This window comes from Deltaproteobacteria bacterium (genome assembly GCA_016213065.1).
In the GTDB taxonomy this organism is placed as follows: Bacteria; UBA10199; UBA10199; order SPLOWO2-01-44-7; family SPLOWO2-01-44-7; genus JACRBV01.
The window spans coordinates 1-5,827 of record JACRBV010000153.1 but is presented as its reverse complement, the minus strand read 5'-3'; the positions used below and the strand labels follow the sequence as shown (position 1 = coordinate 5,827).

7 protein-coding genes are annotated in these 5,827 nt (G+C 43.7%); all 7 read left to right on the top strand.

What is annotated here, in order from left to right:
* Positions 1-244 (top strand): hypothetical protein (locus HY877_09325; protein ID MBI5300471.1); only part of this gene is annotated, 244 nt, incomplete at its 5' end.
* An 89-nt stretch (positions 245-333) separates the two neighbouring features.
* Complete coding sequence (locus HY877_09320; GenBank protein ID MBI5300470.1) at positions 334-507, top strand: hypothetical protein; 174 nt, start codon at positions 334-336, stop codon at positions 505-507.
* 305 nt (positions 508-812) lie between these two features.
* Positions 813-1,616: a prolipoprotein diacylglyceryl transferase gene (gene lgt / locus HY877_09315; protein ID MBI5300469.1), complete on the top strand. Its 804-nt coding sequence runs from the start codon at positions 813-815 to the stop codon at positions 1,614-1,616.
* Positions 1,613-2,101: a hypothetical protein gene (locus HY877_09310; GenBank protein MBI5300468.1), complete on the top strand. Its 489-nt coding sequence runs from the start codon at positions 1,613-1,615 to the stop codon at positions 2,099-2,101. The genes lgt and HY877_09310 overlap by 4 nt, the downstream gene beginning before the upstream one ends.
* Positions 2,102-2,204: 103 nt before the next feature.
* On the top strand, positions 2,205-5,003 hold the full coding sequence (gene ileS / locus HY877_09305; GenBank protein MBI5300467.1) for an isoleucine--tRNA ligase: 2,799 nt from the start codon (positions 2,205-2,207) through the stop codon (positions 5,001-5,003).
* 16 nt (positions 5,004-5,019) lie between these two features.
* Positions 5,020-5,571: a signal peptidase II gene (gene lspA, locus HY877_09300; protein ID MBI5300466.1), complete on the top strand. Its 552-nt coding sequence runs from the start codon at positions 5,020-5,022 to the stop codon at positions 5,569-5,571.
* Positions 5,568-5,827: prolipoprotein diacylglyceryl transferase (locus HY877_09295; protein MBI5300465.1), on the top strand; the 260-nt coding region annotated here is incomplete at its 3' end. The genes lspA and HY877_09295, both read left to right, overlap by 4 nt.

Genomic DNA, 5,827 nt, shown 5'->3' with positions numbered 1-5,827 from the left:
TATTTATGCCGCCAATCATGGAATGGAAATTTTTTATAACGGAAGGCATCTTTTAAAAAAGGGACACGCTTATAAAAGACCTATTCGGATTCTGGCGGGTGCGTTGCGTGACTCGATGTCGGGTATTTCCGGTGCCATCGTGGAATACAAGGGATTGTCGGTTGCCGTTCATTATCGAAAGGTGAATGCGAAATTTCACACTACGGTAAAAAAATTGTTAAAAAACTGGCTACATCCTATGTGAAAAAACACAATCTTCAATTGACGACTGGCAAAATGATTTTAGAAATCCGCCCGGCAAACTTCTGAAATAAGGGCAAGGCCGTTTTATGGATGTGGAAAAAATTGGGCTACCAAACCATACCCGTCTATATTGGGGACGATATAACGGATGAAGATGCATTTAAGGCGTTAAGACCTTATGGAATAACCATACGCATAGGAAAAAAGAAGGATTCTCACGCGGAATATTTTGTTAATCCCTGTTCCACTGAAGGGTACCTCTAAAAACCTATGAAAACCACAATTTGTCATTCTGAGCCCTTCGCTTTGTCATTCTGAGCCCTTCGCTTTGTCATTCTGAGCGAAGCGAAGAATCTGTTCGGGCTCAGGATAAACTCCGCGAAGAATCTGTTCGGGCTCAGTGTAAACTCCGCGAAGAATCCCCATTTTTAAAGGATTTCCACGGGATCCTTCGCGGAGTTTACACTGAGCGTAGCGAATGTGTTCAGGATGACAAGCAGAGTTTTTAGAGGTGCCCTAAAGCCTTTCTCCTTTATCAATTTTTATATTTCGTATACGGATGTCGCCGTATGTATCCCGTCCTTTTTAAAATTCCTCTCTTTGGTCTTTTTGGACACGATTATTTTCCCGTTTATGGATACGGGGTGATGGTGGCCTTGGGTTTTTTGTTTGGAACGTGGTTTGTGCAAAGAGAAGCCAAACGCGAAGGGGAGAATCCAGCCCAAGCCCTTGATCTCATTTTTTACATTCTGATCGCCGCCATTTTGGGTTCGCGCGTGTTGTTTATTCTCACGACGGATCCCTCTCTTTTTTGGAAAAGTCCTCTGGCTATTTTCAAAATCTGGGAGGGAGGACTTGTTTTTTACGGGGGATTCATTGCGAGTGTTTTGGTGAGTCTCTGGTATCTGAGAAGACATCGTCTCCCCATGTGGAAATTTTTTGATTTTTTTGCGCCGGCAATTGCTCTGGGACATGCCCTCGGTAGAGAAGGTTGTTTTCTAGCGGGATGTTGTTATGGGCGTCCTTTGCTTTTCGATACATGGTATGCCGTTATTTTTCCCGCCAATCCCGCTTCTCTGGCTCCATCCGGAATTCCTCTGTATCCAACGCAATTATTGGAATCGGGAGGCGAGTTTCTGATTTTTCTGGGACTTTGGTGGGGGCTTCGGCACAAAAAATTTGATGGCCAGATTTTTGCTCTCTACATGATGATCTATGGACTTCTTCGTTTCCTGCTTGAATTTTTACGGGGAGATACGGATCGGGGATTTGTTTTCAATTCATGGCTTTCGACTTCCCAGTTTATCGCCATGATTCTATTTGCATTGGGATTGGGATTGTATTTGTATAGGAGATCGCACGATAGAATATGAAAAAAACTTTTTATTTCTCTGTCTCTCTGCTTGTCTGCCTCTCTGCTTCTCTTTCTTCCTGCACGAAAGTTTTTCGTGTGGCAAAACCCGTGCAACCTCATTACTTTAAACAAACTTACCCCGCGAGTCCCAACGATATTTATTACGCACTCCGTTGGGTTTTGCGGGCGAATGGTTACCCCATTGCGGAAGAAGATTTGAAAAATGGCGTTTTGAAGACGCGCTATGTACCGGTCAAGGCGCGTTCCCATTATTTACTTCTTTTCGGACGTGAAGATTTTGGAACCAACGGGGCTTATCATCAACTGGAAATCCGTCTTGTCCCGCAAGAGGGTGGAAATACGGAAGTTCAGGTTGGGTCTCGCATTGAAAGTATCGTAGCCAACTTGCAATCTGCCGGGACGGAGGAACAAATGGTCTTGGGAAAAGTTGCCGATTATTTACGCAGTCCCAATGCTCAAGTGACCAATCTTGGCGTACAATAATAAAAATGAAAAATAAAAAATCAAAAATAAAAATCAAAATGCAAAGATTTTTTATTTTTAATATGTGTTTTTAACTTTTGGTTTTTGATTTTTTATTTTTTTTATGGCTGATTACAAAAATACCATAAATTTGCCGCAAACACCCTTTCCAATGAAAGCGAATCTCCCCCAACGGGAGCCCGACTTTCTTAAAAGATGGGATGAAGCAAAGCTTTATCAAAAACTTATAGAAAAAAATAAAGACAAACCCCGTTACATTTTTCACGATGGTCCTCCTTATGCCAATGGTCACATTCATTACGGAACCATTTTAAATAAAATTTTGAAAGACATTGTGGTGAAGTATAAAAATATGTCGGGGCATTTGTGTGAATTTGTTCCCGGATGGGATTGTCATGGTCTTCCAATTGAATTGCAGGTGGATAAAGATTTAGGGTCCAAAAAAGCCAAAATGTCCCCGCTTGAAATTCGTAAAGCCTGCAGGGAATATGCCTTGAAATTTGTCGATATTCAGCGTGAAGAATTCAAACGCTTAGGTTGTATGGGAAGTTGGGACAATCCTTATTTAACGATGTCTCCCCAATATGAAGCGACAATTGCAAAAGAGTTTGGTCGCTTCGTAAAAAAAGATTTGGTCTATTGCGGTAAGAAACCGGTTTTTTGGTGTCCCTCTTGTCGCACCGCTTTGGCTGAAGCCGAAGTGGAATATCAAAATCATAAATCACCTTCCATCTATGTAAAATTTCGTGTCGCCGATGAAGAAACATTGCACAAAAATTTTCATCTCTCGAACGAACCAATTTATGTTGTGATCTGGACCACGACGCCGTGGACTTTGCCTGCCAATCTGGCAATTGCGCTCAATCCCCAATTTACCTATGCCGCCGTTCGTTTTGGAAAAGAAATCTGGATTCTGGCCGATGGATTGTTGAACAAGATTCTTGAAATTTTTGGATCACCCGATGTGGAAGTTTTGGTAAAATTTAACGCGAAAGATTTGGAAAATCTGCATTGTCAGCATCCTCTTTTGCCACGCAAATCGCTGATTATTCTGGGGCCACATGTGACGCTCGAAGAAGGAACCGGTTGTGTTCACACCGCACCGGGTCACGGTTACGAAGATTATGAAGTGGGCAGAAAATATAATCTGGAACCCTTCGCTCCAATTGATTCCGCCGGACGATTTACACAAGAAGTGGGACTTGATTGGTTGGTTGGAAAAAAAGTGGAAGAAGCCAACAAACCCATAATCGAACGTCTCAAAGAAATTGGTGCTTTGGCAAAAGAAGAAAGTTTGGAACATACCTATCCTCATTGTTGGCGTTGTCATAATCCGATTGTCTTTCGCGCCACGGAACAGTGGTTTATCTCGATGGAGAAAAATGATCTGAGGAAAAATGTTTTGAAAGCGGTCGATCAGGTTCACTGGATTCCTCCGTGGGGACGTAATCGTATTTTTGGAATGTTGCAGAACAGACCGGACTGGTGCATCTCCAGACAACGTCTCTGGGGAGTTCCCATTATTGCCGTGATTTGCGAAACGTGCGGTGTGGCAAGCACGTCGGCCGAATTGGTTGAAAAGGTGGCCCAAGTCTTTGCGGAAAATGGCGGGGCCGATGCGTGGTTTGATCTCGATATTTCAAAAGTAATGCCGAAAAATTTCGTTTGCACCACCTGCAACAAAAAAACAAAATTTAAAAAAGAGACCGATGTGCTTGATGTCTGGTTCGATTCGGGCTCCTCTTATGCCGCTGTGCTGGAAGACCTGCTCAAAATGAAAATTCCCGCAGATCTTTATCTGGAGGGGAGTGACCAACATCGCGGATGGTTTCACACATCCTTGCTGGAATCCATGGCCACCCGCGGAAAGGCGCCATACCGGCGTGTGCTGACACACGGTTTTGTGGTCGATGCCAACGGAAAAAAACTTTCCAAATCGGCAGGAAATTATATTCCACCCGAAAAAGTTTTGAAGAGTCATGGCGCAGAGATGCTTCGACTTTGGGTTGCCAACGAAGATTATCGGAACGACATCCGTTTTTCAGAGGAAATTTTAACAAGACTTGTCGATTCCTATCGCAAAGTTCGCAACACGTGTCGTTACATGTTGGGAAATCTTTCCGATTTCCAACCGGGAAAAGATGAAGTGCCCTACGAAAAATTGCAGGAAATTGACCGCTGGGCTTTGCATGTTCTGCAAGACCTTGTCAGAGAGGTAATGGAAGGTTATGAATCTTTTGAATTTCACATGATTGCGCACAGTCTGACTCGTTTTTGTGCCGTGGAACTTTCTTCCGTTTATTTCGATGTTTTAAAAGATCGTCTCTACACTGAAGCTAAGGCCGGTGTGCCACGGCGGGCCGCGCAAACGGTTCTTTTTAAAATTCTGGACACACTGGTGCGCTTGATGTCCCCCATTTTTTCATTTACGGCAGAAGAGGTATGGCAGATGGCTCCTGCTTTTCCGGGGAAAGAGAGTTCCGTGTTCCTGACCACATTGCCACAACCGCAAGAAAAATTGCAGGACTCAAGTCTCATTGAAAAGTGGGACCGCTTTTTGAAAATGCGGGGTGTGGCAACGAAGGCTTTGGAAATTGCGCGCGCGGCGAAGTTTTTGGGAAATTCTTTGGAAGCCAAAGTGATGCTGGAAGCAACACCCGATCAGGAACAATTTTTAAAATCGTTCGGAAGTATTCTGGCCGATGTTTTTATTGTTTCACAGGTGGGGTTTGGAAAAGCGAAAGGAGATTGGGTCTACAGCTCTGAAGAGTTGACCGGATTGAAAGTAGGGATTGAAAAGGCCGAAGGTCAAAAATGTGTCCGGTGCTGGAAATATTCCACTTTTGTCGGCAAAGACCCGCAACATCCCGAGCTTTGCCAACGGTGCGTTGGCATCGTGTGAAAATTAAAAATGAAAAGTGAAAAATAAATATAAAATTTTGCTGATTTTGGCGCCCGCGATTTTTCTTCTTGATCAATTTACGAAATATCTTGTTCTACAGCACATTGGTTTTGGAGACGCCATCCCCATTATCCCGGGTTATTTTGATCTTGTGCATGTGCGCAATACCGGCGCCGCTTTTGGTCTGCTTTCTTCTTTGGGGGATAGTCTGCGAAACCCGCTTTTTTACGGCATCTCCGCTATTGCGATTTTCGTGCTGTCCTCTCTTTTTAAAAATCTCGATGAGATCAACCGGTTTTTTCCCGTTCTGTTAAGTCTCATCTTTGGTGGAGTGTTAGGCAATCTCACCGATCGAATTCGTTTTGGTAATGTGGTTGATTTTCTTTCTTTTCATATTCAGGATAAAACATTGTGGGGAATTTCTTTGGAATGGCCCTCTTTTAATGTAGCGGATAGCGCCATTACCGTTTCAATGATTTTCCTCGCCATTCATTTTTTAAGAGATCAAGGTCCGGCTTCGCCGGACCGCGAAGCAAACTCACAGAGTTTGCGGAGTCCAAAAGAATGAAACCCATTTTATTCCATATCGGCGATGTTGTTTTCCCCTCTTACACCTTCATGATCATGATCGGTGTTTTGGCCGCAACTTGGTTTGGTTTGAAGATTTTAAAAAGCCGCGGCTTGCCCATTATTTACGGTATCGACATGGCTATTTCCGGAATTGCTTTTGGATTTTTGGGAGGGCGCATTGCCCATGTGCTTGTCGAAGCACCTTCCTACTATTGGGAATCTCCTGTCCGGTTTTTTTATTTCTGGCAGGGGGG